Source organism: Sphaerisporangium dianthi (assembly GCF_042654065.1).
GTDB lineage: Bacteria > Actinomycetota > Actinomycetes > Streptosporangiales > Streptosporangiaceae > Sphaerisporangium > Sphaerisporangium dianthi.
The window spans coordinates 109,301-134,073 of sequence record NZ_JBHSFP010000011.1; the positions used below are offsets into that span (position 1 = coordinate 109,301).

The following is a 24,773-nucleotide window of genomic DNA, read 5'->3' on the forward strand; positions in this document are numbered from 1 at the left end:
GAGCGGACACCGCGGCGGGGCGGGCGGGGAGGCGTTCTCTCTCTGGGGCATCAGTCGTGGAGTTCCCGTAGTTCGTCGAGGTCGGTGCCGCCGAAGGCGGCGCGCATGCGCGTGGTGAGCACCTGGAGCACCAGTACGGCGAGCAGGACGTCGAGCGAGACGCCTAGCTCCACCACCACCGGGACCCCGCTCGTGGTGAGGAACGCCGTGGCGGTGATCGCGTTGTCCATGAGAAGGAACCCCACCACCTGCGACAACGCCCTGCGTCGAGTGACCAGGACGAAGAAGCCGACCAGCAGCACGGTGAGGGCCACCGGCACGGCCTGGGTCGCCGGCGTGGGGGTGAGCCGGACGATCGGCTGGGAGACGGCGTACGCCAGCATGGCGAGCACGGCGGCCACCAGCAGCGAGGTGGCCACATTGACCAGCGGCCTGGTCTCGCGGCCCTCTCCCCCGGCCACGAGGGCGCGGCGCATCAGGTAGGGCAGCAGGCCCGCGCGGAGCCCGCCGACCGCGACGCCGGCGGCCACCAGCTCGGCCGAGCCCTCGTGGACGCCCAGCACGATCACCAGCGCGCCGAGGGCCGCTCCCTGGACGGCGAACAGCCGCACGATGGCGGCCAGGTCGCGACGCCACAGCACCAGCACCCCCGTCAGCAGGAACGTTCCGCAGGCGAGGTCGAGAATGGGCACGTACACCGAGTCGGTCATGTCATCTCACGCGAGGAAGAAGGAGGCTGCGACGGCGAGCAGCGCCAGCATGAAGGAGCCGGCGAGCAGTTCGGGGATGCGGAACAGGCGCAGTTTGGCCATGAACACCTCGCCCGCGGCCAGCAGGACCCCGAGCACGGCGACCTTGGCCACCAGCGCCGCCGCGCCGAGGAGCAGCGCGGCCGCACCGGCGCCGGCGGTGGCGATGCCCCAGGGGGCGAACAGGCCGGCCAGCAGCCCGAGCAGCACCGACAGCCGCATCCCCGACGCCCACTCGATGAGCGCCAGATCAGGACCGGCGTACTCCAGGATCATGGCTTCGTGGATCATCGTCAGCTCAAGGTGGGTCGCGGGGTTGTCCACCGGGACGCGGCCGGTCTCGGCGAGGGTCACCACGGCGAGGGCGACGGCGGCGAGGAGGCTGACCGGGGAGATCACCTCGAGTGGTTCGTTGACGGCCGAGGTGACGATCGCGCCGAGGTTGGTGGATCCGACCCGCACCGACAGGGCGAACACCGACAGCAGGATGGTGGGCTCCACCAGCGCCATCACGGCGACCTCGCGGCTGGCGCCCATGCCGCCGAAGGCGGTGCCGGTGTCCAGGCCGCCGAGGGCCAGCGCCACCGATCCGAGCGCCAGCAGCGCGGTCACCGCGAACAGGTCGGCCACGCCGTCCATCGGGGACAGCGTGGTCACCAGCGGCACGACCGCGGCCACGACCAGCACCGTTCCGGCCGGCACCAGCGGCGCCGCGCGGAACACCCAGCCGGTGCCGTGCGGGCTGATCGGCTCCTTGCGGGCCAGCTTGCGAAGGTCGCGCCAGGGCTGGACGACACCCGCGCCCGCGCGGCCCTCCAGCCGGGCCCGCACCTGCCGCATCAGCCCGGTGAGCAACGGCGAACCGCCCGCCACCAGCGCCACCTGGACCACCGCTCCGACCAACCCTGTCATAGGACCCCCTCCGCCGCCCCTGGGCGGGACGGCCCGCGCCGGCCCCCGATCCCACTCCCCGCCCCGCCTTCGGTACCGTGCGCCGTCCCGATGCGGGGCTCTGCCATGGGCCGGCCTGCGGTCCTCGTCCCGGCGATCGACGCCGCCGTATCTCGGGCCCCGGTCGCCGCCGTCGCCGTGGGCGGTGTCACCAGATCACCGCCAGGACGATGAGGAGGCCGGTCAAGGTGAAGAAGCCGTAAGCCAGGTAGCGGTGGACGCTGCCGTCGGCGAGCCGGGTCGCGGCGTGCCCGACGGCAGCGGCGGCGGCCAGGATCGGGGCGTAGAGCCGCCGCTCGATGCGGTCGGGGATCCGGGCGCGGAAGCTGATGCTCTCCACCAGGTAGGCCGACTCCCGGGCATGGGTGACGTCCAGGTCGCTCTCGGGTTCCAGCACGTCATCGAAGACCCGCTGAAGCGGCTCGGCGAAGGAGGTGGCGGTGTACTCCATGCGCGGCGACATGGGGCCGGCACCGCAGTCCCAGAGCCGGGCGGCCCGCCTGGCCCTGCGCCCCGCCGGCACGCGGACCGCGCCGAGCAGAACGGCGACGGCGGCGGCGAGGGCCACGGCGATCAGCAGCGGCGACATCGTCCCCGCGTACTCGGTGAGGCGCAGCGTCACCTCCCCGCCGACCGCGGCGGGGCCGGTGTCATGGACGCCGCCAGGGCCCGGGACGAGGTCGGCGCCGGGCACTCCCGGGACCAGGGCGGCGGCGAGATGTGACAGGGACGGCAGGACGAGGGTGGGCGCGAGGGCGAGTACGGCGCAGGCGGCCGCGGCCAGGGCCATCCCGCCGAGCATGGCGGCCGGGCTCTCGCTCGCGCGCTCGGCGCCCCGCGTGCGCGGGCGGGCCAGGAAGCCCACGCCGAAGGCCTTCACGAAGGTGGCGATCGCCAGGCCGGCCGACAGCGCGATCACCCCCACGGCCGGCGGCATCGTCACCGCGCCCGCGACGCCCGAGGTCGGCAGGGCGTGGATGAGGCTCTGGAGCAGCAGCCACTCGCTGACGAACCCGTTGCCGGGAGGCAGTGCGGAGGCGGCCAGCGCTCCGACGGCGAACAGGGCGGTGGTGTAAGGCATGCGGTCGCGCAGGCCGCCGAGCGCGTCCAGGTCGCGCGTGCCGGTGGCGTGCAGCACCGAGCCGGCGGCCAGGAACAGCAAGGTCTTGAACGCGGCGTGGTTGACCACGTGCAGCAGGGCGGCGGCCAGCGCCAGGCCGGCGAGCACCCGGTCGCCGCCGGCGGCCAGGAACCCCGCGGCGCCGACGCCGATCAGCACCAGGCCCATGTTCTCGGTCGTCGAGTGGCCGAGCAGCCGTTTGAGGTCGGAGGCGACCGCCGCCTGCAGGATGCCGAACAGCGCCGACAGGGCTCCCAGGCCGAGCACGAGCAGCCACCACCAGGCAGGGCCGCCGTGCAGCAGGTCCAGGCCGACGCGCAGGATGCCGTACACGCCCATGTTGACCATGGCCGCGCTCATCAGCGCCGACACCTGACTCGGCGCCTCGGGGTGGGCGCGGGCCAGCCAGACGTGCAGCGGCGCGATGCCGGCCTTGGAGGCGAAGCCGGCGAGGGTCACCAGGAAGACGGCGTCGCGGGCCGCCGGGGAAAGGTGGGCGGCGCGCAGCTGATCGAAGGAGTCGCCGCCGGCCAGGGCAGCGAAGCCGGCCAGCCCGGCGAGGACCGCCGCGAAGCCCAGGTGGGTCATCACGGCGTACCAATGCGCGGCCTCTCCGACGGCGGCGCGGCTGCGGTGCTCGGCGAGCACCAGCAGCAGCGAGGTGAGGGCCATCAGCTCCCAGGCGACGAGCAGCGCGCCGACGCTCGCGGCGGCGGGGACGAGCAGCATGGAGGCCACGAACAGCGGCAGGCCGGCCTGCACGACACGGCCGTCCAGACCGTGCCTGGCGTAGGCGACGCCGTAGACGGCGGCGCACACCGCGACCGCGCCCGTCACCGCGACGAACATCGCGCCCAGCGGGTCCAGGGTCAACCGGACCCCTGCCAGGGAGAGAACGCCCGGCAGCCGGGCCGACCAGCCATGGCCGGTCAGCGCGGCCACTCCGGCCCCGGCCCCCGCCAGTCCCGCGGCGGCGGTCGCGCCTCCGGCCAGCGGCGGCCGGAGGCGACGGGGGGCGAGCAGCGCGGCGACCGCCGCCGCCAGGCACAGGCCGAGGGCGCCGGCGAACAGCGTTCCGGCGGTGTTCACCGTCCGGTCAGCCCGCGCAGCGCTTCGACGATGGCCTCTGGCCGCGGCGGGCATCCCGGCACCTCGACGTCCACGGGGAGGACGTCCTTGACCGCGCCGGCCACGCCGTACGCCCCGGCGAACGCGCCGCAGTCGCGCGCGCAGTCGCCGAGGGCGATGACCAGGCGAGGCTCGGGCACGGCCTCGTGGGTGCGGCGCAGGGCGACCTCCATGTTGCGGGTCACCGGGCCGGTCACCAGCAGCGCGTCGGCGTGACGGGGCGAGGCGACCAGGCGCGCCCCATAGCGCTCGGCGTCGTACACCGGCCCGAAGGCCGAGGCGATCTCGATCTCGCAGCCGTTGCACGACCCGGCGTCGACGTGCCGGATCTGCACCGATCCGCCCAGCTCGGCGGCGGCCGGCAGGACGTCGCCGCGGGGGCGCTCGGGCGCAGGCTCGGCCACGCGGCCGGTCTTCCTGATCTTCCGCCACAGACTGATCACGACGTGGTGACACCTCGACACCTGGAAACGTATGTGGGACGCCCGCGGACCATCGCGGGCGACGGCCCGCTCGCGGCCGCGGGGACGCGGCCACGCCTCGCTGGCCGTTTCACGTGAGCCGCTCCGGCCTCGTCTCGCGCAACTCGGCCAGCAGTTCTCCCTGACCTGCGATCACGTCGGTCAGGATGCGCCGTGCCGCGCCGAGCAATTCGGCCACGTCGGCGCTGCCGAGGGCGTACACGACGGTGGAGCCCTCACGGGTGGCCGAGACGATGCCGGCCCGACGCAGCACCGCGAGCTGCTGGGACAGACCCGGGGCCCCGACATCTGTGGCCGCCAGCAGGTCGCGTACGGCGAGCGGCCCGCCTTGCAGCAGTTCGAGCACCCGGATGCGCACTGGATGCCCCAACGTGCGAAAGAAATCGGCCTTCGCCTGGTACAGCGGAACCGGCACGCTCACGCCTCCCCGGCCGGCGGCCGGAGGACGGGCTCGGCCTGGAGTGCCACCTCGGCCTTCGGCTGCTCGCCAGATCCGGCGCCCGCGGCGGGCTCGCGATCGAGAGGGACGCCGTGCTCGCGGGCCAGGCGCACCATCTCTTCCAGATCGGCGGCGTACGCCTGCACGGCGTACTCGTCCCCGGACGCCAGGGCCGCGCCCAGTCTCTCGCGTGACTCCCGCACCCGGCGGCGCACTCCGCCCGCGAAGTCGCTCATCCGTCCCTCCGCCCTGCACGCGATCTTCTTTACAAGAAGACCATATGGTTAATTGCGTAAATTGGCAACTGCATATATCTGTACCTGGACTTCCATGCGCCCCGGCCCGGCGCGGGTCGGCGCCGCCGCGCGCCGGGCCGGTTCCGGCGGTCCGGCGCGCGGATTCCGTCTCGCGCTGTCGATTCCGCGCGGCCCCGTTCGCCGTAGTGGGTGAGGGCGCCACCCCGGCGCCCCGCGGCACGTGCGAGCGAAGGAAACGACATGCGGAAACTGATGGTGATGGCGTTCATGTCCGTGGACGGCGTCGTGCAGGCGCCGGGCGGCGTCGACGAGGACCGCGACGGCGGGTTCGAGCACGGCGGCTGGGCCGTGCCGCACTTCGACCAGGCGCTGATCGAGCACATGACCGCGCTGATCGGCCGGGCCGGCGCGCTCCTGCTCGGGCGCAGGACCTACGAGGGCTTCGCCGCCACCTGGCCGCTCGCCGGGGAGGACGACCCGATCGGGGCGCAGATGAACGGCCTGCCGAAGTACGTCGCGTCACGGACGCTGGACACCGTGTCCTGGCGGAACTCGACGCTGCTCACCGGCGACGTCGCCAGGGCGGTCGGCGAGCTCAAGCGAGGCGGGGGCGGCGAGATCCAGGTCCACGGCAGTGGCGGGCTGGTCCAGACGCTCCTCGCGCACGACCTGGTCGACGAGTTCCACCTGCTGACCTTCCCGGTGCTCATCGGCACGGGCAAACGGCTCTTCGCGGAGGGGACGGCCCCCGCCGGTCTCAGGCCGGCCGAGACCACGACATCCGGCACGGGTGTCCTCACCTGCACTTACGCGCGGGAGGGCAAGCTCGAGTACGGTTCGATGGGCCCCGAGACCGGGAGCCGCTGATCGGGAAAGCACGGAGACGGGAGGGGCCATGCCACAGTACGCGGTTCTGATCTACGAGAAGGAGACGCCCGGAGGCGTGGCCGACATCCCGCCCGAGGTGATGGAGGCCAACCTGCGTGCCGGGGAGCGGATCGCCGCGATGGGCGCGCGGGTCGTCCACGAACAGGCACTGCAACCCAGCTCCACCACCCGGACGATCCACAAGAACGGCCTGGTCACCGACGGTCCGTTCATCGAGAGCAAAGAAGTGATCGCCGGGTTCTTCGTGGTCGAGGCCGCCGACCTCGACCAGGCGATCGCCATCGGCAGGCTGCTCCCGATCATGGATGGCGCCGTCGAGGTGCGGCCGCTGCTCGCCCAGTGACCTCGATCCGGCAGGCGGTCTCCGACGCGCACCGTCGCGAGTGGGCCCGGGTGCTCGCCGCGACCGTGCGCGTCACCCGCGACCTCGACCTGGCCGAGGAGTGCGTCCAGGATGCCTTCGCCGACGCGCTGGACGCCTGGGGCAGCGGTGGGGTGCCCGCCAGCCCGGGCGCCTGGCTCACCATCGCGGCCCGGCACAACGCGCTGGACGCCCTGCGCAGGGCCCGGACACTGCGCTCGAAGCTGCACCTGCTCGTGGAACCGGCGGTGGCCGGCCCGGATCTCCCGGCCGATGATCCGGCCGTCCACGACGACCCGCTTCGCCTGGTCTTCCTGTGCTGCCACCCCTCGCTGACCGCGGAGGCGCAGATCGCCCTGACGCTCCGGCTGGTCTGCGGCGTGACGACCCCGGACATCGCCACCGCGTTCCTGGTCTCCGAGACGACCATGGCCGCCCGCATCACCCGGGCCAAAAAGAAGATCGCGGCGGCCCGGATCCCCTTCCGGCTGCCCGCCCCGGGCGAGCTGCCGGGTCGCCTGGACGCGGCCCTCACCGTGATCCACCTGCTCTTCACCACCGGCCACACCGCGCCGGCGGGACCCGAGCTCACCAGGAACGACCTGGCCGAGCGCGCGCTGGACCTGGCCCGCCTGCTCCTCGGCCTGATGCCGCGCGAGCGTGAGGTCCGGGGACTGCTCGCGCTGCTGCTGGCAAACCACGCCCGCCGGGCCACGCGTACCGCCGCGGACGGGCGTCTGCTTCCGCTGGAGGAGCAGGACCGTTCGGCCTGGGACCGGGGGGCCATCGACGAGGCGCACGACCTGGTGCTGGGAGCGCTCCGCGGCGGCGACCCCGGCCGGTTCGCCCTGCAGGCGGCCATCGCCGCGCTCCACGCCACCGCGCCGACCTACGAGGAGACCGACTGGGAGCAGATCCTGGTGCTCTACGACGAACTGGTGAAGGCGTGGCCATCGCCGGTGGTCGCGCTCAACCGGGCCGTGGCGGTCGCCATGGTGAGCGGGCCCGCGGCCGCGCTGGCCGAGGTAGAGGCGCTCGAACGTGACGAGCGGCTCACCGGTTACCGCTATCTGCCGGCGATCAAGGCCGACCTGCTGCGCCGGATGGGCCGGGAGGCCGGCGCCGCCTCGGCCTACGAGCGGGCGATCGCGCTCGCCGGCAACACCCCCGAGCGAGCCTTCCTCACCGCCCGCCTCGCCCAGACCACCTCCTGACGGCAGACGCAGCCCACCCCTCACGGGAGCGCTTGCTCTGGTATCCACTCCCGGACGACTGCGTCCGGTCCCCGCGGCGCCGCCTTACTGGAAATCGAACTCGTCGGCACGGACGCCGGCCAAGAAGGCGTCCCACTCGGCCCTCGTATAAACGATCATCGGACCGTCCGGCTGACGACTGTGCCGCACCGCGATCCGCCCACTCCCGTCGAGCAACGGACCGGCCTCGACGCAGTTCGGTCCTCCGTCGGGACTGAAGCTACTGATATGCCACGCCGCTAATGGTCGCCGCTGAGAGGTCATCACCGTTCCCCACCTAGGCCTATTGCAGGCGGTCGACAATCGCGCGCACGAATTCGCGCGACTCCGGCGGCTTCAGAGCATCCCGTCGGATATGTTCAAGCTTAAGCGCGAACCGCCCCACTTCACCCGCCTCTACATAGATGCCTCCCCCAGGCGTGTCCATGTAGGCGACGTCAGGATACGGCTCGGGCATTTCGAAGACCCTGAAGGCCCCTTCCGGACTTGCGTGCGCGCCGGAGTGGAAGGGCAAGACTCGGATCTCCACGTGCGGCCGCTCGGCCAGTAGCAGAAGATGCTCAAGCTGTGCCTTGAGCACCGCCCGCCCACCTTGACAGCGATGCAGGACGCTCTCATCCAAGATCGCCTCAATGAGCGGCGGCTCAGGGTCCGTCAGAATCTGCTGGCGGGTGAGTCGAAAACGGATCCCAGAGGTGATCTGGATCGGAGACGAGTCGACGATGGCCGCCTGGACCGCTTCCATATACGCGCGGGTCTGCAACAGCCCTGGGATCACCAGTGCATCGAAAGAACTGATGCGACGAGCGCGCGACTCGACCCACGCGTAGTCGACCATGACTTTGGACAGATCCTCCATATATCCATCCCACCATCCGCTCTGCCACACCTCCCCTGCGAGCTTCAGCAATCCATCGCGACGACGGGCGTCCGTAACTCCATACAGATCCAGCATCGCGAGCACATCTGGAGTCCTCGCGGGATAGATCCCGGCTTCTATGCGGCTCACGGTGCCTCCATCGCGCTGGATATGGCCGCCGGCCTCTTTGAGCGTGAGACCACTCATCTCACGCAGCTCGCGCAGTTCTCGTCCGAGCCACTGGGCCCGCAGCGTCATCGCCCGCTTGGCATTCATGATCTCGATACCCCTTGTCCGACTTATGCACTCGCACCCCTTTTAGGTCAATACAAATTTGTCTTTCTATGCGATCGAGCCTCCAAAACTGTGTGGGACATGCCATCTTTCAGTTACGGATCGTACACACAGCGTTGCGTCGGCAGCGCCGGTCCAGAGAAAGTGATCAAGGATTCGGTCCTGACCGGAGGTGAGTGCCACGAACGCCGCCCCAGCGGCTCACGGCCACGAGGACGCGGCGAACGCCCCGGCGAGAACGGTCCGGATGCTCAATCGCCGGTTCGAGGGGTGGAGCGTCTGGTTCGGCGGCGCGACCGGGCGGTGGTGGGCGCTCGCGCCGCGATGGGGTCGGGGCGTGGTCGGCCTGGTCGAGGCGGGGAGCGCCGAGGAACTCGTCCTGCGGATTAACCAGGTCGAGCTGGCGTATCCGCCCGCCGGTCGTCATCCGTTCGCCGGACCGCCTGAGCCCGTTGATCGCCGGGGCCCGCCACCGGGCGAGGCGGCTCGCTGATCACCTTGTCGTCCTGGAACGTTCTCACAAAAGAAGGGGAAGTTCCCGATGATCACGATGCGTCCGCGCGTCCTGGCCGCGGCCCTGGGCGACCGTGACCAGCACGCCGGTGCAGGGGAACGCCACCGACACAAGGAAGTCGCGCTCGATGGCGTGCCGGACCACGTTGGCCGCGAACTCGCTGGTCAGGAGCATGGCGTCGTCCCGGCAGGGATGCTCCTCGCCGAGCAGCCCGGCGACGAAGGTGCGGGCGGGCCGCACCTGTGAGGCGGAGGGAGCGAACCGATGCGAGATCACCGGAAGTTTCGCACGTGTGGCCGGCCCGCGGCCCGATGGACGGCGGCGGCGCACGACCCAGAACGCGCTCCGCCGCGCCCGCTTCTCTGAGCGGACGCGGCGGGGCGGACGGAAGCCGTCTTAAGCGATGGAACCGGTCCAGTAGGCGGCGGCCTTCTTGTAGACCCCGTACAACTCACCGTCGAAGTACGGCGAGACGCCGGTGTCGTACCGGCCGTCACCGTCGGTGTCGGAGACGCTGATCGTGAGACCGTTGAGATAGCCCGTGCGGCTGTCGCCGTCGTATTCGGTCAGCCACGAGGACCCGAGAGAGCCCTCACCGGTGAACGGGGAGTCCACGCCGACGGGCCGGTCCATGCGGAGGGGCGTGACCTTCGTCGCGAACGTCGGCCCGGTCGACCGTTCGAGGGTCTCCCCCGTGTAGGGCCGACTGCCGTCGGGGTGCGGGCCGGCGGGATAGCCGAGGACGTCGGCCGTGGGCGCGAGCGGCTGGTTGATCGCGATTCCCTGGCCGCCGACGTTCTGCCCCAGCTTCCCGGCATCGGTCAGCACGTCCGGCGACGCGGGGACGACCCCGTTGTACACGTTGACGAAGGCGTAGTCCCGGTCGTGGTCCCGGATGTCGTCGAAGTCGTAGTGCGTGTAGGCCTGTTTCCCGACATAGAGGCCGAACGGCAGCGTGCCGCCGGAGTAGGCGGGGACGAAGGCCCACTTGAAGAGCGGGCCCATCGGTGCCTCGACGTCCAGCACGCAGTGCCCCGCCGTCGCGACGACGTTCCAGAGCTTCGAGCGCACGACCGTGCCCGTGCACCAGTGGGGCTGCAGGTCGCTGCCGATGAAGAACACCTTGCCGAAGGTCGCCGACATCCCGCCCTCCTCGGGCGGGACCGGCCCCTCCAGCGGCGGGATGGACGCCGGAGCGCCATCCGGGACGATGCCGGTGGACAGGCGTTCCCCGCCGACCTCGGTGCGCACGTTGTACGGCGTGGCGTTCCTCAGATTGGCGGCCCCGTCGGCGAGCCAGAAGCCCGCGACCTCCCGAGCCGCCGTCACCGTGGGGGCCAGCGGTACCGCCAGCGGGCTCGCGGCCCGTGCCGGTGCGGTGACGACGGTGGAACCCAACACGCTCAAACCGACACCCAACGCGATCAGCGTACGCCTCAAGCTCGATCTCCCGTCCAGTCATCGGGGCGGCTTCCCACCCCGTCAGCGTGGAGAACCGGCCGATCGACACGGCCGGCGAACAGCAAGATCGTAACCTCGCCCGAAGCCCAGGTCCTAGAAGTTTTAGATCACATGTTCGATACGAGAGGTCGTGGAATCGTGCGACAAGCGCTCACATTCCCGGCCGCCCCACGTCAAGGACCTACCGTCCGGAAGTCCTCCTCCGGTACGAGCCGCGCCCATTCCGCACGGGTGAGAGAGCGTCCGGAGATCGCGCACACGGCTCCGAGGAGATCCTTCGGTAGCCCTGCCCCCCATAGCCGGGCCATGCCGTCGCGGCTCCCGACAGCGAGAGTCCGCCCGTCCGGGCTGAAGGCCAACGCCGCCGACCCGGGGCCGTCGAATGGGGGGAACCGGTGGGCCGGCGGGTGTCGAGAGGGGCGCCGATGAGCCGGCGGCTCCGCACGTCCCATAACCGGACCATGCCGTCGCTGGTACCGGTGGCCAAGATCCGGCCACCCGAGCTGAAGGCCGTCGTGTAGACGAGGGCGTGAACAGAACCGTGCCCGCGGGGGTTGCCGGGGGCGGGAAGAATCGCGCGCGGGGTTGCCGAGCGCAGCCGGCATGGCGACGCGGGATTCAGCCGTGGGACTGATGCGCCAGGCCGCCGCCGCGAGCAGCGCGGCAAGGGCGGGGGTCGTCGTTGATCGACGCGCTGTGGACGACGAGGTGACGGGAGACGGCCGCATCACGCTGGAGAGCGACGTCATTCCTGGCTCGTTTGGCGAGCGCGGCCGCCGAGACGGCGGTCACCGGCAGGATGGCCAGAGTGACCGCCAGACCCCGGCGTAGCAGGGTGGCACGTGCCCGGGCTCGGACACCGGCGTCAAGGAACTGCTCGACGATGCCGGCCAGCGCGGGGTAGCGCTCGGAGTCGGCTCGTCGCGGTCGCCGGCCCACCGGCGGCCGCGGTGAGCCGGGCAGGCGCCCACGGTCCGGTGGATCCACCGATCTCACTTCGATGCGAGACAACACGGCCCGAGCGGCGAATGCGCGAAGCGCGCCGAAAAGCTCGGACCGTGCACCTTGGCGACATGGCGGCGTTACAGCCAGCCCTGGGTCTGGGCGCGTTGGACGGCTTCTATGCGGTTGCGGGCGTGGGTCTTGTGGATGGCCGAGGACAGGTAGTTGCGGACGGTGCCCTCGGACAGGTGCAGGCGCACGGCGATGTCGCCGATGGTGGAGCCGTCGGCGGCGACGGCGAGCACGTCGCGTTCGCGCGAGGACAGCGGGTTCGGGCCCGCGCTGAGGGCGGCGGCGGCCAGGGCGGGGTCGATCACGCGTTCGCCGGCCAGCACCCGGCGGATGGCGGCGGCCAGTTCGCGGGCGGGGCTGTCCTTGACCATGAACGCGACCGCGCCGGCCTCCATCGCCCTGCGCAGGTAGCCGGGCCTGCCGAAGGTCGTGAGGATCATGACGCGGCAGTCCGGAACCGCGCGGACGATCTCCGCCGCCGCCGTGATGCCGTCCATCACCGGCATCTCGATGTCCAGGAGCGCTATGTCGGGCCGGGTCTCGCCGACGACGGCCACGGCCTCCTCGCCGGTGGAGGCCTCGCCGACGACCTCGATGTCGGGCTCCAGGCCGAGCAGGGTCGCCAGCGCGCCCCTGACCATCGCCTGGTCCTCGGCCAGCACGACTCTGATCATCTGCCGCTCCCGGCGGGTCGAGGGCCGGACACGGGGACGCTCCGGAGGCGACGGTGGATGCGTGTCCTGTCCCGCTTCGGGCGGTGCGTCCCGGTCATGCGGGCGACCTGACGGGGGCCGGGACGAGGACGCGCAGGCGGAAGCCGCCTTCGGGGGACGGGCCCGCGGAAAGGACGCCACCCGCGGCCTGGACGCGCTCCGCCAGGCCGGTCAGGCCGCTTCCCGGCAGGTAGGGCGCGGCAGGACGGCCGTCGTCGGCGATCTCCAGGTCGGCCTCCCCGTTGTGGTAGGCGACGCTGATGTCGCATCGTCCGGCGCGGGCGTGGCGGACGACGTTGGTGACCCCCTCGCGCACGGCCCAGCCGAACAGGCCGTCCAGCACGTCCGGCAGCGGTGTGCCGGTGGTGCGCACCGCGGTGGTCACCCCGGCCGCGTCCAGCGCGGCGCGGGCGCTGTCGAGTTCCTCCGACAGCCCGCTCCGGCGGTAGCCGGTGACCGCCTCGCGGACCTCTCGCAGGGCCGAGCGGGCCACCGACTCCACGTCGCGGATCTCGTCGGCGGCCTTCGGGGAGCCGGCCTCCGAGAGCCGGCCGGCCAGCTCGCTCTTGAGCACGATGAGCGACAGGCTGTGGCCGAGCAGGTCGTGCAGGTCGCGGGCGATGCGCAGGCGTTCCTCGCTCGCAGCCAGCCGCGCCACCTCGCTCTGCGCCTTGTGCAGCCGGTTCACCAGCACCCGGGTGTTGCGGACGCTCATGAACAGGACGCCCAGCGTGACGACCTGCATCAGCAGCAGCGCCATGGTGCCGCCGTCGGCCTCTGAGATGAGGCAGTCGGCCGCCACGACGGCGGCCATGCCCGCGATGCCGGCCAGGGCCGCCCGCATGGGCAGGCCCATGCTGATCACGACGGTGACGTAGATGGGCAGCGTCACCCAGCCGCCCCGGAAGACGAGCGGGAACACGATGGCCATCAGGACGAGCAGGGCCAGCAGCGGGTAGGTCCACCGTCCGGGCTCGCCGTAGTCCCTCGGGCTCAGCACCGTGGCGATGTAGCAGGCGACGAAGGCGACCAGGGACGCCACCGCCCAGTACGCCTTGGCTCCGGTGACGGCGCCCGAGGTGACGTCGGTCACCGGGTAGAACAGGTAGACCAGGCCGAAGGAGGTGCCCATGAGGCGCCTCCAGCGGGACGGCCTGTCCTCCGCCCCGCCGAAGCTGAACACGCTGCTCAGGCGAACCATGGCTTCAGGCCCGCACCGTCGCCCTGCGGTAGGCGAAGATCGCCAGGCCGCCGAGCACGACGGCCCAGCCGAGGATGCCGGCGACCGACGACCCCGAGGGGGTGTGGCCGGCGACGATCTCCCAGCCGATGGAGGCGTAGTCGTAGGACGGCAGGGCGTGGGCGATGGTCCGCATGGTCTCGGGGAGCATGTCGACAGGGAACCACAGGCCGCCGAGCAGCGCGAGGCCGAACATGCTGATCATGGCGACGGGCTGGGCGGTGTCCGGCCGCGCCAGCGAGCCGATGGCCAGGCCGAGCGCGGCGAACGGGATCGTCCCCGCCCACATGGCCGGGATCAGCGCCGCCCACTGCCCTACGGACAGCGACACGTGCTGGGTGAGCACCGCGGCCAGCACGACCAGCAGCAGCGCGGGCAGTACCAGCACCAGCGCGGCGAGGAGCTTCGTCACGATGATCATCCAGCCGGGCAGCGGGGTGATCTGGAGCTGGCGCAGCCAGCCGCTCTGCCGCTCCTGGGCCCAGGGCACGGCGGTGGACATGATGGACGCGGCCAGAGCGCCGTAGGCGCCCATCGACACCATCAGGATCACGGCGGCGGGCGTGCCGGTCGCCTGGTCGGTCTGGTCGCCGTAGAGGTTCGCGTACAGCAGGTAGAAGGCGAGGGGAAACGCCACGACGAAGATGACGTAGCGCTTGTTGCGCAGCATCCGGAGGGCTTCGATCTTGAGGTAGTGCGGCATGGTCATGCCTCCGAAGGCTGGGTGAGTGCGAGGAAGGCGTCCTCCAGATCGGCCCCGTGGATCTGCAGGTCGCTTATCTCCAGTGTGGTCTGCCGGTAGAGCGCCGCCACGGTGGCGTCGGTGTCGGTGGTGCGCAGCGTCGCCTTTCCGGACAGGATCGTGACGCCGGTGACGCCGGGCAGGGCGTCCAGGCGGGCGGCCGGCTGGACGCCGAGGGAGAACTCCACCGAGCTGCCGCCGGCGCCGGCCTTGATCTGCGCGGCCGTGCCGTCGGCCACCACCTTGCCGCGGGCGATGACGACCACCCGGTCGGAGTTCTCGTCGGCCTCCTCCAGATAGTGGGTGGCGAACAGCACCGTGCGGCCCTGCGCGGCGTACGCCCGCATGTCCTCCCAAAAGGCGCGCCGCGACTCGACGTCCATGGCTGCGGTGGGCTCGTCGAGCACCAGCAGCCTGGGCGATCCGGCGATCGCGAGGGCGAAGCGCACCCGCTGGGTCTGCCCGCCGGACAGCCGGTCGGCGCGGCGCGAGGCCAGGCCGGTCAGGTCGGCGATGCGCAGCACCTCGGCGAGCGGCAGCGGGTCGGGGTAGAGGCGGCGGACGAAGTCGACCAGCTCGCGGACGGTCAGCTCGGAGATCAGCGTCCCCTCCTGGAGCATCGCGCCGACGTCCCCAGCGGCGACCGCCTCGTCGGGAGTGCGGCCGAAGACCCGGACCTGCCCGGCGGTGGGCCGGGCCAGGCCGAGCAGCATGTTGATCGTCGTGGACTTGCCGGCGCCGTTCGGGCCGAGGAGGGCGACCGTGCGCCCGGCCTCCATGGTGAGGTCCAGGCCGTCCACGGCGCGGACCTCACCGTAGCTCTTTCGCACGCCGGCGAGGGAGATGGCGTTCATGGGGACAACGCTAGGAGTGAACGCCGGAGATCCTCAGTGCCGGCCATCCGGCCTTCGCGATGACATTTGTCAGACCCGCGCGGAGCCGCGCGAAGGGACGCCGCGGGGCCGCCCTCCGGGTCTCCGCCGTACGCGGGCACCGACACCGGCGTGGCTCGTGCCCGCCGTCGCACCGCCGAAGACGCGGCGACGGCGGACGCGACGAGATCGACCGCCGGGCCGGGGTACGCTCGGGCGAGCGGGGCAGGGTCAGAGGCGGCAGGCGAAGATGGCGGTGACCAGGACGGCCTTGGCGCCGATCTCCCACAGCTGGTCCATGATCTGCTGGTGCCCCTTGCGGGGGACCATCGCCCGGACGGCGACCCACCCCTCGCGGTGCAGCGGGGACACCGTGGGGCCTTCCATGCCGGGCGTGATCGCGATGGCCTCGTCGATGCGCTCGGCCCGGATGTCATAGTCGATCATGACGTAGTCGCGGGCGACCAGCACGCCCTGCAGCCGCCGGGCGAGCTGCCTGACCCCCGGCGTCTCCTCGGCGCCGGCCTGCTTGATCAACGCCGCCTGGGAGTGGGCGATCGGGGCGCCGAAGACCTCCAGGCCCACGTTGCGCAAGGTGGTGCCGGTCTCGACGACGTCGGCCACGGCGTCGGCGACGCCGAGCCGGATCGCGGTCTCGACCGCGCCGTCCAGCTTGATCACCCGGGCGTCGACGCCGACGTCGGCCAGGTGCTTGCCGAGCAGCCCCGCGTAGGAGGTGGCGATGCGCATGCCCTGCAGGTCTTTGACCGAGGAGAACGCGCCGGGCTTGGCGGCGAAGCGGAAGGTGGAGACGCCGAAGCCGAGCGGCATGATCTCCTCGGCGGGGGCCCCGGAGTCGGCGAGCATGTCCATGCCGGTGATGCCGGCGTCGAGGGTGCCCTCGCCGACGTAGACGGCGATGTCGCGCGGGCGCAGGAAGAACAGCTCGCAGGAGTTGTCGGGGTCGACGACCACGAGCTCCTTGGAGTCCTTGCGCGAGCGGTAGCCCGCTTCTTTCAGGATGGTCTGGGCGGCCTCGGTGAGCGCGCCCTTGTTCGGTACGGCGAGACGGAGCATGGCTTTCGCGTGGTCCCTTCGGATCGGAGAGGCATCGGGTCAAGGACGAGGTCGGTCGGCTGCGGCCGGATGGACCGGCCTAAAGATGCTTGTAGACCTCGTCGAGCCCGATGCCCTTGGCGATCATGAGAACCTGGACGTGGTAGAGCAGCTGGGAGATCTCTTCGGCGGCCCGGTCGGTGGACTCGTGCTCGGCGGCCATCCAGCTCTCGGCGGCCTCCTCCACGACCTTCTTGCCGATGGCATGGACACCGGCGTCCAGGGCCGCGACGGTGCCCGACCCGGCGGGACGGGTGCGCGCCTTGTCCGAAAGCTCGGCGAACAGCTCTTCGAAGGTCTTCATGGTCTCTCTCACGTCGGTGTGCCTGCTCGTCAAGAGTAGTCGGCGACGGGCGCGGGACGTGCTAACCACCCGTTCAGGCGCCGGCGCGTCAAACCGGGAGGGAGGGGACCGGGCCGTGGAGCGTTGAGGATCGCGATTTCCACAGATCTGGTCAACATAGTGAGACCTTCATTTATCAATCGGTTCAGTCACGTGCCAGGAACAGGTGGTCTTCCGTTCACGCCGGATCCCCCGGGGACGGGCGGAGATGCTGAACCGGATCAGTCATGGGCGACCGGGGCGCGCGCGTCATGCGTGTCAACGGGTGGTCGGACCGCTGCCCGATCTTCGGCGCCGGCCCGCCGGTGCCGATGAGCATGACGCCTGCGTCATCGGACGATCAGCCCTCTTGTCGTGCCATTACGCCAGGAGGGGCGCGTAGTAGGGTACGAGCTGACGCGGTCGGTCTAGACCGGTTCAGCAAGGGAGCCGATGTGAAACGCCCGACGATCGCCGACATCGCGCGGCAGGCCGGAGTCTCCAAGGGAGCGGTGTCCTACGCTCTGAACGGCCAGCCGGGCGTCTCGGCCTCCACGCGGGCGCGCATCCTCGCCATCGCCGACGAGATCGGCTGGCTCCCCAACAGCGCCGCCCGCGCGCTGAACGGCGCCCGGGCCAACACCGTCGGCCTCGCCCTGTGCCGCCCGGCGCGCTTCCTCGGCGTGGAGCCGTTCTTCATGGAGCTCATCAGCGGCATCGAGGGCGAGTTGTCGGCCCGGTCGTACGCGCTCATGCTCCAGGTGGTCACCGACCACGACGAGGAGATGGCGATCTACCGCCGCTGGTGGGGCGAGGGCCGCGTCGACGGCGCGATCCTGGTCGACCTGCACTCCGGCGACCCGCGCGTCGGCGAGATGGAGGCGATGGGCATGCCGGTCGTGGTGCTCGGCCACCCCTCCGGGGCGGGATCGCTGCTGCCCGTGTGGTCCGACGAGGGCTCCCCCGTCCGCGAGACCGTCGAGTACCTCACGGCGCTCGGTCACCGCCGCATCGCCCGGGTCGCCGGGCTCCCCCGGCTGCTGCACACCGTGCTGCGCGACGAGGCGTTCGGCGCCGTCTGCGCGGACCTCGGCCTGACCGAGGCCATCACCGTGCACACCGACTACACCGGCGAGGAGGGGGCCCGCGCCACCCGCAGGCTGCTCAGCTCCGCCGCACGGCCGACCGCCCTGGTGTACGACAACGACATCATGGCCGTGGCCGGGCTGTCGGTGGCCCAGGAGATGCGCCTGGACGTCCCGCGCGACCTGTCGATCGTCGCCTGGGACGACTCCCCGCTCTCCCAGGTGGTCCGGCCTCCGCTCACCGCGCTCACCCGCGACATCCCCGCCTACGGCGCGCACGCCGCCCGCCGACTGCTCTCGCTCATCGCCGGCGAGCACGTGACCGCCTTCGAGGACCAGGCCGCCCGCCTCACCTCTCGCGGCAGCACCGCTCCCCCACCGGCCTAGATCATCTCTTGTCCTGACATAACGCCCAACAACAAAGGCCCAGGACACCGCATGCCGTCCCAAGCCTTCGTCGCGCCGTGGCAGGTTCAGGCGGCGTGGCCGCCGTGCTCACGCACATACCGCGCGAAGGGCGGCCCACCGTCCGGTGCACCTGTTCCTGCCGGTCCTCATGCCGAAGGCGCACCCGCGGGAAGCGGGCGCGCCTTCGACGAAGGACGTCAGCGGCCGTGGCGGCCGGGGGTGCGGTCGGAGGTGGAGCGGCGGGGGCCGCCGCGGGCGTCGCGCGCGGGGCGCTCGCCCTGGTAGCCGCGGGCGGGACGGTCGCCCGCGCCCGGGCGCTCGCCGCGGGGGCCGCCGTCGCGGTGCTCGCCGTCCTCGCGGGAACGGTCGTGGAAGCGGCGCGGGCGGCGGTCGCCGCCGCCGTGGCCGCCCTCGCGGCGCGGGCGCTTGGCGGCCACGGCCGCCGGCTCCCACACCGGGATCTCGACGCCGCTCGGCTGCTGAGCGCCGGCCACCTCGGCCAGGCGGGGGTGTCCCGGCGTGACCTTCAGGCGGAACGGCTGGACGCCGGCGCGGCGGGTCATCGTCTCGGTGGAACGGCGCTCGTTCGGCAGCACGAGGGTCATGACCGTGCCGCGCTCGCCGGCGCGGGCCGTGCGGCCGCCGCGGTGCAGGTAGCTCTTGTGGTCCATCGGCGGGTCCACGTGCAGGACGAGGCTGACGTCGTCCACGTGGATGCCGCGCGCGGCGACGTCGGTGCAGACGAGCACGCCGATGGTGCCCTCGCGGAACTCGGCGAGGATGCGGGTGCGCTGGTTCTGCCGCTTGCCGCCGTGCAGGCCGCCGGCGCGGACGCCGACCCGGGCGAGCTGCTTGACCAGCCGGTCGACGCCGTGCTGGGTGCGCACGAACATGATCGTCCGGCCCTCGCGGTTGGCGATCTCGGCGGTGACGGCGAACTTGTCGTCCCGCGTGACCTGGAGCACGTGGTGCTCCATGGTCTCCACCGACGAGGTGGCCGGGGCCAGGGAGTGCGTCACCGGGTCGTGCAGGAACCGGCGGACGAGCTTGTCGACGTCTCCGTCGAGCGTCGCGGAGAACAGCAGCCGCTGGCCGTCCGCGGGGGTCTGCTCGAGCAGGGCGCTGACCACGGGGAAGAAGCCGAGGTCGCACATGTGGTCGGCCTCGTCGATGACCGTCACCCGCACGTCCTGCAGCGAGCACTCGCCCTGCTGGATCAGGTCGGTGAGCCGCCCGGGAGTGGCGACGACGATCTCGACGCCGCGCCGCAGCGCCTCGATCTGGCGGCCCATGGACATGCCGCCGACGACGGTCTTCATCCGCAGGGACAGGCCCCGGCCGAGCGGCTCGAGAGCGTCGGTCACCTGCATGGCCAGCTCGCGGGTGGGGACGAGGACGACGGCGAGCGGGCGGCGCGGCGCCGCCTTGACGCCGGAGACCAGGGTCATGGTCGGCAGGCCGAAGGCCAGGGTCTTGCCCGAGCCGGTCTGGCCGCGGCCGAGCACGTGGCGGCCGGCGAGGATGTCGGGGATGGTGGCCCGCTGGATGGGGAACGGGCTGTTGATGCCCTGCCGGGCCAGCGCGGTGATCAGCGGCTTGGGCAGGCCGAGCAGGGAGAACTCCTGCGGCGCGACGGAAGCCTCACCGGAGGCGGACTCCGCGTGGGCCTCGGCGGGAGCCGGCGACGCGGAGCGCTTCGGGGTGGACACCGCCTGCGCGGATCGCGCGGTCGGCGCGTCCTGGTCGTGCCCCGCGCCGGTGAAGGCGTCGGCGGGCATGGCGGTGTTGATGATGGTCACGATTGGTCGTGCCTTTCGATCGAAGAAACATGGCGCGTCACTTCTGCGAAAGGACGAGCCGGGGGCGTGCGGCCTGCGCCGCACTCGAACACAGGGCATCCGGAAGGATGCCGAAGCGGTGCGCTCATCGCGACACGCGAGCACCACTCAAAACAGTGGGCGACCTGAAGTCTAGCCCATCCTCGTCCGGCGGCGATCAAACGGGTACGGCCGCCGCTCCGCGACAGGGCGCGGGGCGGGGCCGTACCAGGGTCGCACACGAGCCGGGAGAGACGTCCAGGTGGAGGTCACACGCAGATCCCGGCGGGGTGAACGCGATCCCGATGACGATCGGGACGTAGTTGTCAGACGTTGAAACCGAGCATGCGGAGCTGGTCGCGGCCCTCGTCGGTGATCTTGTCCGGCCCCCACGGGGGCAGCCAGACCCAGTTGATCTTCACGTCGGAGACCATGCCGTCGAGAGCGGAGTGCGCCTGCTCCTCGATGACGTCGGTGAGCGGACAGGCCGCGCTGGTGAGCGTCATGTCGATGGTCGCGACGGGCAGCGCGCCGGCCGCGCCCTCGTCGAGGTTCACGCCGTAGATCAGGCCGAGGTCGACCACGTTGATCCCCAGCTCGGGGTCGACGACGTCCTTGAGGGCTTCGAGCACCTCGTCCAGGGTCGCCTCACCGTCGAACCCGGTCACGCTCACGCCGGTCGGGGTCTCCACGGGCTTGCTCACTCCGCCTCCTCGCCTTGCCGCATACATGCTGCCCCACACGCGGGGCCGTCGAAACAGAACGATCGCACGACGCCGCTCATGCCGAGCTCCTCGCCACCGCGTCCTTGTAGGCCATCCAGGCGAGCAGGGCGCACTTCACCCTGGCCGGGAACTTCGCCACACCCGCGAACGCCACGGCGTCGCCCAGAACGTCCTCGTCGGGTTCGATCTGGCCGCGGCCCTGCATGAGCCGGGTGAACTCGTCGACCACCGCCAAGGAGTCGTCAACGGTCGAACCGGTGGCCAGCTCGTGCAGGACGGAGGCGGCGGCCTGGCTGATCGAACATCCTTGGCCGTCGTAGGAGACGTCCTCGACCTTGCCGCCGTCGCCCAGCTTCACCCGCATCGTCACCTCGTCACCACACGTAGGGTTCACGTGGTGCACCTCAGCGTCGTAGGGATCGCGCAGGCCACGGCCCTGCGGATGCTTGTAGTGCTCCAGGATCAACTCTTGGTACAGCGACTCGGCGATCATCTTTTATCCGAACACCTTCTGTACGTAATGGATGCCCCGGACCAGTGCGTCGATCTCGTCCGTGGTGTTGTACAGATAGAAAGACGCGCGAGTCGTCGCAGGTATTCCGAAGCGCAAATGCAGCGGGCGGGCGCAATGATGCCCGACGCGCACGGCGACACCGAATTGGTCGTCCAATATCTGCCCCACATCATGGGGGTGAATGCCCGGAACTGTGAACGACAGCAGGCCTCCGCGATCTTCCGCGGTGGAGGGCCCGATGATGCGCAGGCCCGGGACCTCGGACAACGCCTTCAGACCGTACACCGTGAGCTCGTGCTCGTGGCTGCGGATGTCGTCCATGCCGACCGCCGTGAGGTAGTCGACGGCCGCGCCGAGCCCGATGGCCTCGACAATAGGTGGGGTACCGGCCTCGAATTTGTGGGGTACCGGAGCGAAGGTCGAGTGGTCCATCCAGACCGCCTCGATCATCTCTCCGCCGCCCAGGAACGGCGGCATGGCGGAAAGCAGTTCGTACCGCCCCCACAGCACGCCGATGCCGGAAGGGCCGGCCATCTTGTGCCCGGTGAACGCGACGAAGTCGACGCCGAGCGCCGCCACGTCGACCGCGCGGTGCGGCACCGACTGCGAGGCGTCGAGCAACATCAGCGCGCCGACCTCGCGGACCCTGGCCAGAATGCCGTCCACCGGGTTGACGGTGCCGAGGACGTTGGACTGGTGCGCGATCGACACGATCTTGGTGCGCTCGTTGACGAGCTCCTCCAGCCCCGACAGGTCCAGGCGGCCCTCGTCGGTCACCGGGAACCACCGCAGCGTGGCGCCGGTGCGCTGCGCGAGCAGCTGCCAGGGCACGATGTTGGAGTGGTGCTCCATCTCGGAGATGACGATCTCGTCGCCCGGGCCCATGCGGAACCGGTCGTCGTCGCAGGTGGGGTTGCCGAAGGAGTACGCCACCAGGTTGAGCGCCTCGGAGGCGTTCTTGGTGAAGACCACCTCGTCGCGGCCCGGCGCGCCGATGAAGGCGGCCACCTTGTCGCGCGCGCCCTCGTAGGCCTCGGTCGACTCGCCGCCCAGCGTGTGCAGGGCGCGGCCGACGTTGCTGTAGTGCTGTTCCATGTGCTCGCGCATGGTCGAGATGACCTGCGCCGGCTTCTGGGAGGAGTTGCCCGAGTCGAGGTAGACCAGCGGCCTCCCCCCGGGCAGCTCGCGCGACAGGATCGGGAAGTCCTTCCGGATCCTGTCCACGTCGAACATGCCGTTTGTCATGCGGTGGTCGCCTTCGTGTAGCGCTCGTAGCCCTCGGCCTCGAGCTTGTCGGCCAGCTCCGGCCCGCCCTCTTCGACGACCCGGCCGCCCGCGAAGACGTGGACGAAGTCCGGCTTCACGTAGCGAAGGATGCGGGTGTAGTGGGTGATGAGCAGCACGCCGGTGTCGCCGGCCGCGCCGAAGCGGTTGACGCCCTCGGAGACGACGCGCAGGGCGTCGACGTCCAGGCCCGAGTCGGTCTCGTCGAGGATGGCGATCTTCGGCTTGAGCAGCTCGAGCTGGAGGATCTCGTGGCGCTTCTTCTCGCCGCCGGAGAAGCCCTCGTTGAGATTGCGCTGGGCGAAGGAGGGGTCGATGGCCAGGGCGTCCATGCCCTCCTTGAGCTCCTTGGTGAACACCCGCAGCTTGGGCGCCTCGCCGCGGACGGCGGTGACGGCGCTGCGCAGGAAGTTCGACACCGAGACGCCGGGCACCTCGACGGGATACTGCATGGCCAGGAACAGGCCGGCGCGGGCGCGCTCGTCCACCGTCAGCGACAGCACGTCCTCGCCGTCGAGGGTAACCGTGCCGGAGGTGATGGTGTACTTCGGGTGGCCGGCGATGGCGTAGGCGAGCGTCGACTTGCCCGATCCGTTGGGGCCCATGAGGGCGTGGGTCTCACCCGCGCGGACGGTGAGATTGACGCCGCGCAGGATCTCCTTGTCCTCCACGGCGACATGCAGGTCACGAATTTCCAGGGTGGACACTTAAGACTCCCCATTTTCAACATGGTCGGCGCCGTCGAGCGAGACGAGCACGTCGTCGCCTTCGAGCTTCACTCGGTAGACAGGGACGGGCCGCACCGCGGGCGGCCCGGTCGGCTTGCCGCTGCGCACGTCGAAGCACGACCCGTGCAGCCAGCATTCAAGGGTGTCGTCGTAGACGTCGCCCTCGCTGAGGCGCACCTCGGCGTGCGAGCAGACGTCGTACAGGGCGAACACCTCGCTGTCCTTGCGGACCAGCGCGACCGGCGTGCCCTCCACCTCGATACCGACGACCCCTCCGTCGGGGATGTCGGAGATCGAACAGGCCTTGATGAACGTCATGACCCGAGCTCCGCCTCCACTGCGGCGAGAACGCGCTCACGGATCTCGCCGACCTCGATCTTCTGAAGCAGCTGGGCGAAGAACCCGCGGATGACCAGGCGGCGTGCCTGGTCGAAGGGGATGCCCCGCGCCTGCAGGTAGAACAGGTGCTCGTCGTCGAGGCGGCCGGACGCCGAGGCGTGGCCGGCCCCCGCGACCTCTCCGGTGAGGATCTCCAGGTTCGGCACCGAGTCGGCCCGGGCCCCATCGGTGAGGATGAGGTTGCGGTTGAGCTCGTAGGTGTCGGTGCCGGTCGCCTCGACGCGGATGATCACGTCGCCGATCCACACGGCGTGCGCGTCATCGCCCTGCAGGGCGCCGCGGTAGTCGACGTTGCTGCGGCAGTCGGCCACGGTGTGGTCGACCAGCAGGCGGTGCTCGATGTGCTGGCCGGCGTCCACGAAGTACAGGCCGTTCAGCTCGGCGTCGCCGCCGCGGGCGCTGTAGGACACCGACGGCGACAGGCGCACCAAGTCGCCGCCGAGGGTGACGACGAAGCTCTTGAACGTGGCGTCCTTGCCCAGGTGGGCGTGGTGCTGCGAGACGTGCACGGCGTCGTCGGCCCAGTCTTGCAGGCTGACGACCTTCAGCGTGGCGCCGTCGCCGACGACGAACTCGACGTTGTCGGCGTACACCGCGCTGCCCTGGTGGTCGAGCACGACCACGGCCTCGGCGAGCGGCTCGACGGCGACCACGATGTGGCCGTACACCGCCCCGCCGCCCTCGCCGCGCAGGCTGATCACGGTGGGCGTGGAGGCGACGGCCTCCTTCGGCACCGTGATCACGGTGGCCTTCTCGAAGGAGGTGAACGCCTGGACGCTGACCCGGTCGGTCGGCGCGTACGCCTTGCCGATGCGGGAGTCCTCACGGCCGACGGTCTCGACGGAGACCTCCGGCGCGGCGTCCACGTTCACCACGACCGTGCCGGAGCCGGCGGCGGTGCCGTCGTGCAGCCCGCGCAGCCGCGACAGCGGGGTGAAGCGCCAGGCCTCCTCACGGCCGGTGGGGACGGGGAAGTCCTCCAGCTTGTAGGAGGACTTGCCGTACAGGGTAGACAGTGGTTTGGAGTCCAGGCCCATG

General features: G+C 71.1%; 30 protein-coding genes. 5 read left to right on the forward strand and 25 right to left on the reverse strand.

Translation table 11 applies throughout. From position 1 onward, the window contains the following. Positions 1 to 50: 50 nt before the first annotated feature. The 6 genes from ACFO60_RS18195 to ACFO60_RS18220 all read right to left on the reverse strand — a co-directional run bounded on the left by ACFO60_RS18195 (position 51) and on the right by ACFO60_RS18220 (position 5,105). Positions 51 to 710, reverse strand: coding sequence for a hypothetical protein (locus tag ACFO60_RS18195; protein ID WP_380841582.1), 660 nt, complete (start codon positions 708 to 710; stop codon positions 51 to 53). Between the two features lie 6 nt (positions 711 to 716). Beyond that, positions 717 to 1,661: a respiratory chain complex I subunit 1 family protein gene (locus tag ACFO60_RS18200; RefSeq protein ID WP_380841584.1), complete on the reverse strand. Its 945-nt coding sequence runs from the start codon at positions 1,659 to 1,661 to the stop codon at positions 717 to 719. Positions 1,662 to 1,848: 187 nt separating this feature from the next. Continuing rightward, a complete protein-coding gene (locus tag ACFO60_RS18205; RefSeq protein ID WP_380841586.1) occupies positions 1,849 to 3,909 on the reverse strand; it encodes a proton-conducting transporter transmembrane domain-containing protein in 2,061 nt (686 codons plus the stop codon). Further along, positions 3,906 to 4,391, reverse strand: coding sequence for an NADH-quinone oxidoreductase subunit B family protein (locus tag ACFO60_RS18210; protein WP_380841588.1), 486 nt, complete (start codon positions 4,389 to 4,391; stop codon positions 3,906 to 3,908). Before ACFO60_RS18210 ends, ACFO60_RS18205 begins: the two co-directional genes overlap by 4 nt. Before the next feature lie 109 nt (positions 4,392 to 4,500). Next, positions 4,501 to 4,845: an ArsR/SmtB family transcription factor gene (locus ACFO60_RS18215; protein ID WP_380841722.1), complete on the reverse strand. Its 345-nt coding sequence runs from the start codon at positions 4,843 to 4,845 to the stop codon at positions 4,501 to 4,503. Positions 4,846 to 4,847: 2 nt separating this feature from the next. Continuing rightward, entirely contained in the window at positions 4,848 to 5,105 is a 258-nt protein-coding gene (locus ACFO60_RS18220; RefSeq protein WP_380841590.1) for a hypothetical protein, read from the reverse strand. Between the two features lie 261 nt (positions 5,106 to 5,366). Here ACFO60_RS18220 and ACFO60_RS18225 point away from each other — a divergent pair, with 261 nt between their 5' ends. Genes ACFO60_RS18225 through ACFO60_RS18235 form a run of 3 tightly spaced genes read left to right on the forward strand, consistent with a single transcriptional unit; the run spans position 5,367 to position 7,589 of the window. Next, positions 5,367 to 5,993, forward strand: a complete 627-nt coding sequence (locus ACFO60_RS18225) for a dihydrofolate reductase family protein (RefSeq protein ID WP_380841592.1) — start codon at positions 5,367 to 5,369, stop codon at positions 5,991 to 5,993. Positions 5,994 to 6,021: 28 nt separating this feature from the next. Next, positions 6,022 to 6,357: a YciI family protein gene (locus ACFO60_RS18230; protein ID WP_380841593.1), complete on the forward strand. Its 336-nt coding sequence runs from the start codon at positions 6,022 to 6,024 to the stop codon at positions 6,355 to 6,357. Then, positions 6,354 to 7,589 carry an RNA polymerase sigma factor gene (locus ACFO60_RS18235; RefSeq protein ID WP_380841595.1) on the forward strand — a complete coding sequence of 412 codons (1,236 nt, stop codon included), beginning with the start codon at positions 6,354 to 6,356 and terminating at the stop codon, positions 7,587 to 7,589. The genes ACFO60_RS18230 and ACFO60_RS18235 overlap by 4 nt, the downstream gene beginning before the upstream one ends. 84 nt (positions 7,590 to 7,673) lie before the next feature. On the opposite strand, the gene ACFO60_RS18240 is transcribed toward ACFO60_RS18235, so the two are convergent. Next, complete coding sequence (locus ACFO60_RS18240; protein WP_380841723.1) at positions 7,674 to 7,892, reverse strand: DUF397 domain-containing protein; 219 nt, start codon at positions 7,890 to 7,892, stop codon at positions 7,674 to 7,676. A 19-nt stretch (positions 7,893 to 7,911) separates the two neighbouring features. Beyond that, positions 7,912 to 8,763, reverse strand: coding sequence for a helix-turn-helix domain-containing protein (locus tag ACFO60_RS18245; RefSeq protein WP_380841596.1), 852 nt, complete (start codon positions 8,761 to 8,763; stop codon positions 7,912 to 7,914). A 265-nt stretch (positions 8,764 to 9,028) separates the two neighbouring features. Between ACFO60_RS18245 and ACFO60_RS18250 the strand changes: the two genes are divergently transcribed. Next, positions 9,029 to 9,274, forward strand: coding sequence for a hypothetical protein (locus tag ACFO60_RS18250; RefSeq protein ID WP_380841597.1), 246 nt, complete (start codon positions 9,029 to 9,031; stop codon positions 9,272 to 9,274). A gap of 24 nt (positions 9,275 to 9,298) precedes the next feature. Here ACFO60_RS18250 and ACFO60_RS18255 read toward each other — a convergent pair whose 3' ends face one another. From ACFO60_RS18255 to ACFO60_RS18300, 10 genes are all read right to left on the reverse strand, one after another. Next, positions 9,299 to 9,571: a hypothetical protein gene (locus ACFO60_RS18255; RefSeq protein WP_380841599.1), complete on the reverse strand. Its 273-nt coding sequence runs from the start codon at positions 9,569 to 9,571 to the stop codon at positions 9,299 to 9,301. Positions 9,572 to 9,691: 120 nt separating this feature from the next. Next, the gene (locus ACFO60_RS18260; RefSeq protein ID WP_380841724.1) at positions 9,692 to 10,696 is read right to left on the reverse strand and encodes a trypsin-like serine peptidase; all 1,005 of its coding nucleotides are present in this window, start codon (positions 10,694 to 10,696) and stop codon (positions 9,692 to 9,694) included. A 241-nt stretch (positions 10,697 to 10,937) separates the two neighbouring features. Continuing rightward, complete coding sequence (locus tag ACFO60_RS18265) at positions 10,938 to 11,423, reverse strand: hypothetical protein (RefSeq protein WP_380841600.1); 486 nt, start codon at positions 11,421 to 11,423, stop codon at positions 10,938 to 10,940. Next, complete coding sequence (locus ACFO60_RS18270; protein WP_380841601.1) at positions 11,375 to 11,695, reverse strand: hypothetical protein; 321 nt, start codon at positions 11,693 to 11,695, stop codon at positions 11,375 to 11,377. The genes ACFO60_RS18265 and ACFO60_RS18270 overlap by 49 nt, the downstream gene beginning before the upstream one ends. 143 nt (positions 11,696 to 11,838) lie before the next feature. Then, positions 11,839 to 12,444, reverse strand: a complete 606-nt coding sequence (locus tag ACFO60_RS18275) for a response regulator transcription factor (RefSeq protein WP_380841602.1) — start codon at positions 12,442 to 12,444, stop codon at positions 11,839 to 11,841. 94 nt (positions 12,445 to 12,538) lie between these two features. After that, the gene (locus ACFO60_RS18280; protein ID WP_380841604.1) at positions 12,539 to 13,615 is read right to left on the reverse strand and encodes a sensor histidine kinase; all 1,077 of its coding nucleotides are present in this window, start codon (positions 13,613 to 13,615) and stop codon (positions 12,539 to 12,541) included. A 73-nt stretch (positions 13,616 to 13,688) separates the two neighbouring features. Next, the gene (locus tag ACFO60_RS18285) at positions 13,689 to 14,432 is read right to left on the reverse strand and encodes an ABC transporter permease (protein WP_380841606.1); all 744 of its coding nucleotides are present in this window, start codon (positions 14,430 to 14,432) and stop codon (positions 13,689 to 13,691) included. After that, a complete protein-coding gene (locus ACFO60_RS18290) occupies positions 14,429 to 15,319 on the reverse strand; it encodes an ABC transporter ATP-binding protein (protein ID WP_380841607.1) in 891 nt (296 codons plus the stop codon). Before ACFO60_RS18290 ends, ACFO60_RS18285 begins: the two co-directional genes overlap by 4 nt. 249 nt (positions 15,320 to 15,568) lie before the next feature. Beyond that, positions 15,569 to 16,414: an ATP phosphoribosyltransferase gene (gene hisG / locus ACFO60_RS18295; RefSeq protein WP_380841608.1), complete on the reverse strand. Its 846-nt coding sequence runs from the start codon at positions 16,412 to 16,414 to the stop codon at positions 15,569 to 15,571. 79 nt (positions 16,415 to 16,493) lie between these two features. After that, positions 16,494 to 16,757 carry a phosphoribosyl-ATP diphosphatase gene (locus tag ACFO60_RS18300; RefSeq protein WP_380841726.1) on the reverse strand — a complete coding sequence of 88 codons (264 nt, stop codon included), beginning with the start codon at positions 16,755 to 16,757 and terminating at the stop codon, positions 16,494 to 16,496. A 473-nt stretch (positions 16,758 to 17,230) separates the two neighbouring features. On the opposite strand from ACFO60_RS18300, the gene ACFO60_RS18305 reads away from it, so the two are divergent. After that, on the forward strand, positions 17,231 to 18,247 hold the full coding sequence (locus ACFO60_RS18305; RefSeq protein WP_380841609.1) for a LacI family DNA-binding transcriptional regulator: 1,017 nt from the start codon (positions 17,231 to 17,233) through the stop codon (positions 18,245 to 18,247). A 218-nt stretch (positions 18,248 to 18,465) separates the two neighbouring features. Here ACFO60_RS18305 and ACFO60_RS18310 read toward each other — a convergent pair whose 3' ends face one another. The 7 genes from ACFO60_RS18310 to sufD all read right to left on the reverse strand — a co-directional run bounded on the left by ACFO60_RS18310 (position 18,466) and on the right by sufD (position 24,772). Next, positions 18,466 to 20,067, reverse strand: a complete 1,602-nt coding sequence (locus ACFO60_RS18310) for a DEAD/DEAH box helicase (protein WP_380841610.1) — start codon at positions 20,065 to 20,067, stop codon at positions 18,466 to 18,468. Positions 20,068 to 20,411: 344 nt separating this feature from the next. After that, positions 20,412 to 20,789 (reverse strand): metal-sulfur cluster assembly factor, encoded by a 378-nt coding sequence (locus tag ACFO60_RS18315; protein WP_380841611.1) that lies wholly within the window; start codon positions 20,787 to 20,789, stop codon positions 20,412 to 20,414. 76 nt (positions 20,790 to 20,865) lie between these two features. Further along, positions 20,866 to 21,303 (reverse strand): Fe-S cluster assembly sulfur transfer protein SufU, encoded by a 438-nt coding sequence (sufU, locus tag ACFO60_RS18320; protein ID WP_380841612.1) that lies wholly within the window; start codon positions 21,301 to 21,303, stop codon positions 20,866 to 20,868. A 3-nt stretch (positions 21,304 to 21,306) separates the two neighbouring features. Then, positions 21,307 to 22,569 carry a cysteine desulfurase gene (locus tag ACFO60_RS18325; protein WP_380841614.1) on the reverse strand — a complete coding sequence of 421 codons (1,263 nt, stop codon included), beginning with the start codon at positions 22,567 to 22,569 and terminating at the stop codon, positions 21,307 to 21,309. After that, positions 22,566 to 23,315 (reverse strand): Fe-S cluster assembly ATPase SufC, encoded by a 750-nt coding sequence (sufC, locus tag ACFO60_RS18330; RefSeq protein WP_380841615.1) that lies wholly within the window; start codon positions 23,313 to 23,315, stop codon positions 22,566 to 22,568. Before sufC ends, ACFO60_RS18325 begins: the two co-directional genes overlap by 4 nt. Continuing rightward, positions 23,316 to 23,654 (reverse strand): non-heme iron oxygenase ferredoxin subunit, encoded by a 339-nt coding sequence (locus ACFO60_RS18335; RefSeq protein WP_380841616.1) that lies wholly within the window; start codon positions 23,652 to 23,654, stop codon positions 23,316 to 23,318. After that, positions 23,651 to 24,772, reverse strand: coding sequence for a Fe-S cluster assembly protein SufD (sufD, locus tag ACFO60_RS18340; RefSeq protein WP_380841617.1), 1,122 nt, complete (start codon positions 24,770 to 24,772; stop codon positions 23,651 to 23,653). The genes ACFO60_RS18335 and sufD overlap by 4 nt, the downstream gene beginning before the upstream one ends. Position 24,773 lies beyond the last annotated feature (1 nt).

Excerpts from the sequence above, each read along its gene's own strand:
- ACFO60_RS18300 (WP_380841726.1), bottom strand. The coding sequence starts at position 16,757 with ATGAAGACCTTCGAAGAGCTGTTCGCCGAGCTTTCGGACAAGGCGCGC.
- ACFO60_RS18195 (WP_380841582.1), bottom strand. The coding sequence starts at position 710 with ATGACCGACTCGGTGTACGTGCCCATTCTCGACCTCGCCTGCGGAACG.
- ACFO60_RS18200 (WP_380841584.1), bottom strand. The coding sequence starts at position 1,661 with ATGACAGGGTTGGTCGGAGCGGTGGTCCAGGTGGCGCTGGTGGCGGGC.
- ACFO60_RS18335 (WP_380841616.1), bottom strand. The coding sequence starts at position 23,654 with ATGACGTTCATCAAGGCCTGTTCGATCTCCGACATCCCCGACGGAGGG.
- ACFO60_RS18225 (WP_380841592.1), top strand. The coding sequence starts at position 5,367 with ATGCGGAAACTGATGGTGATGGCGTTCATGTCCGTGGACGGCGTCGTG.
- ACFO60_RS18280 (WP_380841604.1), bottom strand. The coding sequence starts at position 13,615 with ATGGGCACCTCCTTCGGCCTGGTCTACCTGTTCTACCCGGTGACCGAC.
- sufU (WP_380841612.1), bottom strand. The coding sequence starts at position 21,303 with ATGATCGCCGAGTCGCTGTACCAAGAGTTGATCCTGGAGCACTACAAG.
- hisG (WP_380841608.1), bottom strand. The coding sequence starts at position 16,414 with ATGCTCCGTCTCGCCGTACCGAACAAGGGCGCGCTCACCGAGGCCGCC.
- ACFO60_RS18250 (WP_380841597.1), top strand. The coding sequence starts at position 9,029 with ATGCTCAATCGCCGGTTCGAGGGGTGGAGCGTCTGGTTCGGCGGCGCG.
- ACFO60_RS18285 (WP_380841606.1), bottom strand. The coding sequence starts at position 14,432 with ATGACCATGCCGCACTACCTCAAGATCGAAGCCCTCCGGATGCTGCGC.
- ACFO60_RS18275 (WP_380841602.1), bottom strand. The coding sequence starts at position 12,444 with ATGATCAGAGTCGTGCTGGCCGAGGACCAGGCGATGGTCAGGGGCGCG.
- ACFO60_RS18240 (WP_380841723.1), bottom strand. The coding sequence starts at position 7,892 with ATGACCTCTCAGCGGCGACCATTAGCGGCGTGGCATATCAGTAGCTTC.
- ACFO60_RS18290 (WP_380841607.1), bottom strand. The coding sequence starts at position 15,319 with ATGAACGCCATCTCCCTCGCCGGCGTGCGAAAGAGCTACGGTGAGGTC.
- ACFO60_RS18230 (WP_380841593.1), top strand. The coding sequence starts at position 6,022 with ATGCCACAGTACGCGGTTCTGATCTACGAGAAGGAGACGCCCGGAGGC.
- ACFO60_RS18220 (WP_380841590.1), bottom strand. The coding sequence starts at position 5,105 with ATGAGCGACTTCGCGGGCGGAGTGCGCCGCCGGGTGCGGGAGTCACGC.
- ACFO60_RS18325 (WP_380841614.1), bottom strand. The coding sequence starts at position 22,569 with ATGACAAACGGCATGTTCGACGTGGACAGGATCCGGAAGGACTTCCCG.
- ACFO60_RS18245 (WP_380841596.1), bottom strand. The coding sequence starts at position 8,763 with ATGAATGCCAAGCGGGCGATGACGCTGCGGGCCCAGTGGCTCGGACGA.
- sufD (WP_380841617.1), bottom strand. The coding sequence starts at position 24,772 with ATGGGCCTGGACTCCAAACCACTGTCTACCCTGTACGGCAAGTCCTCC.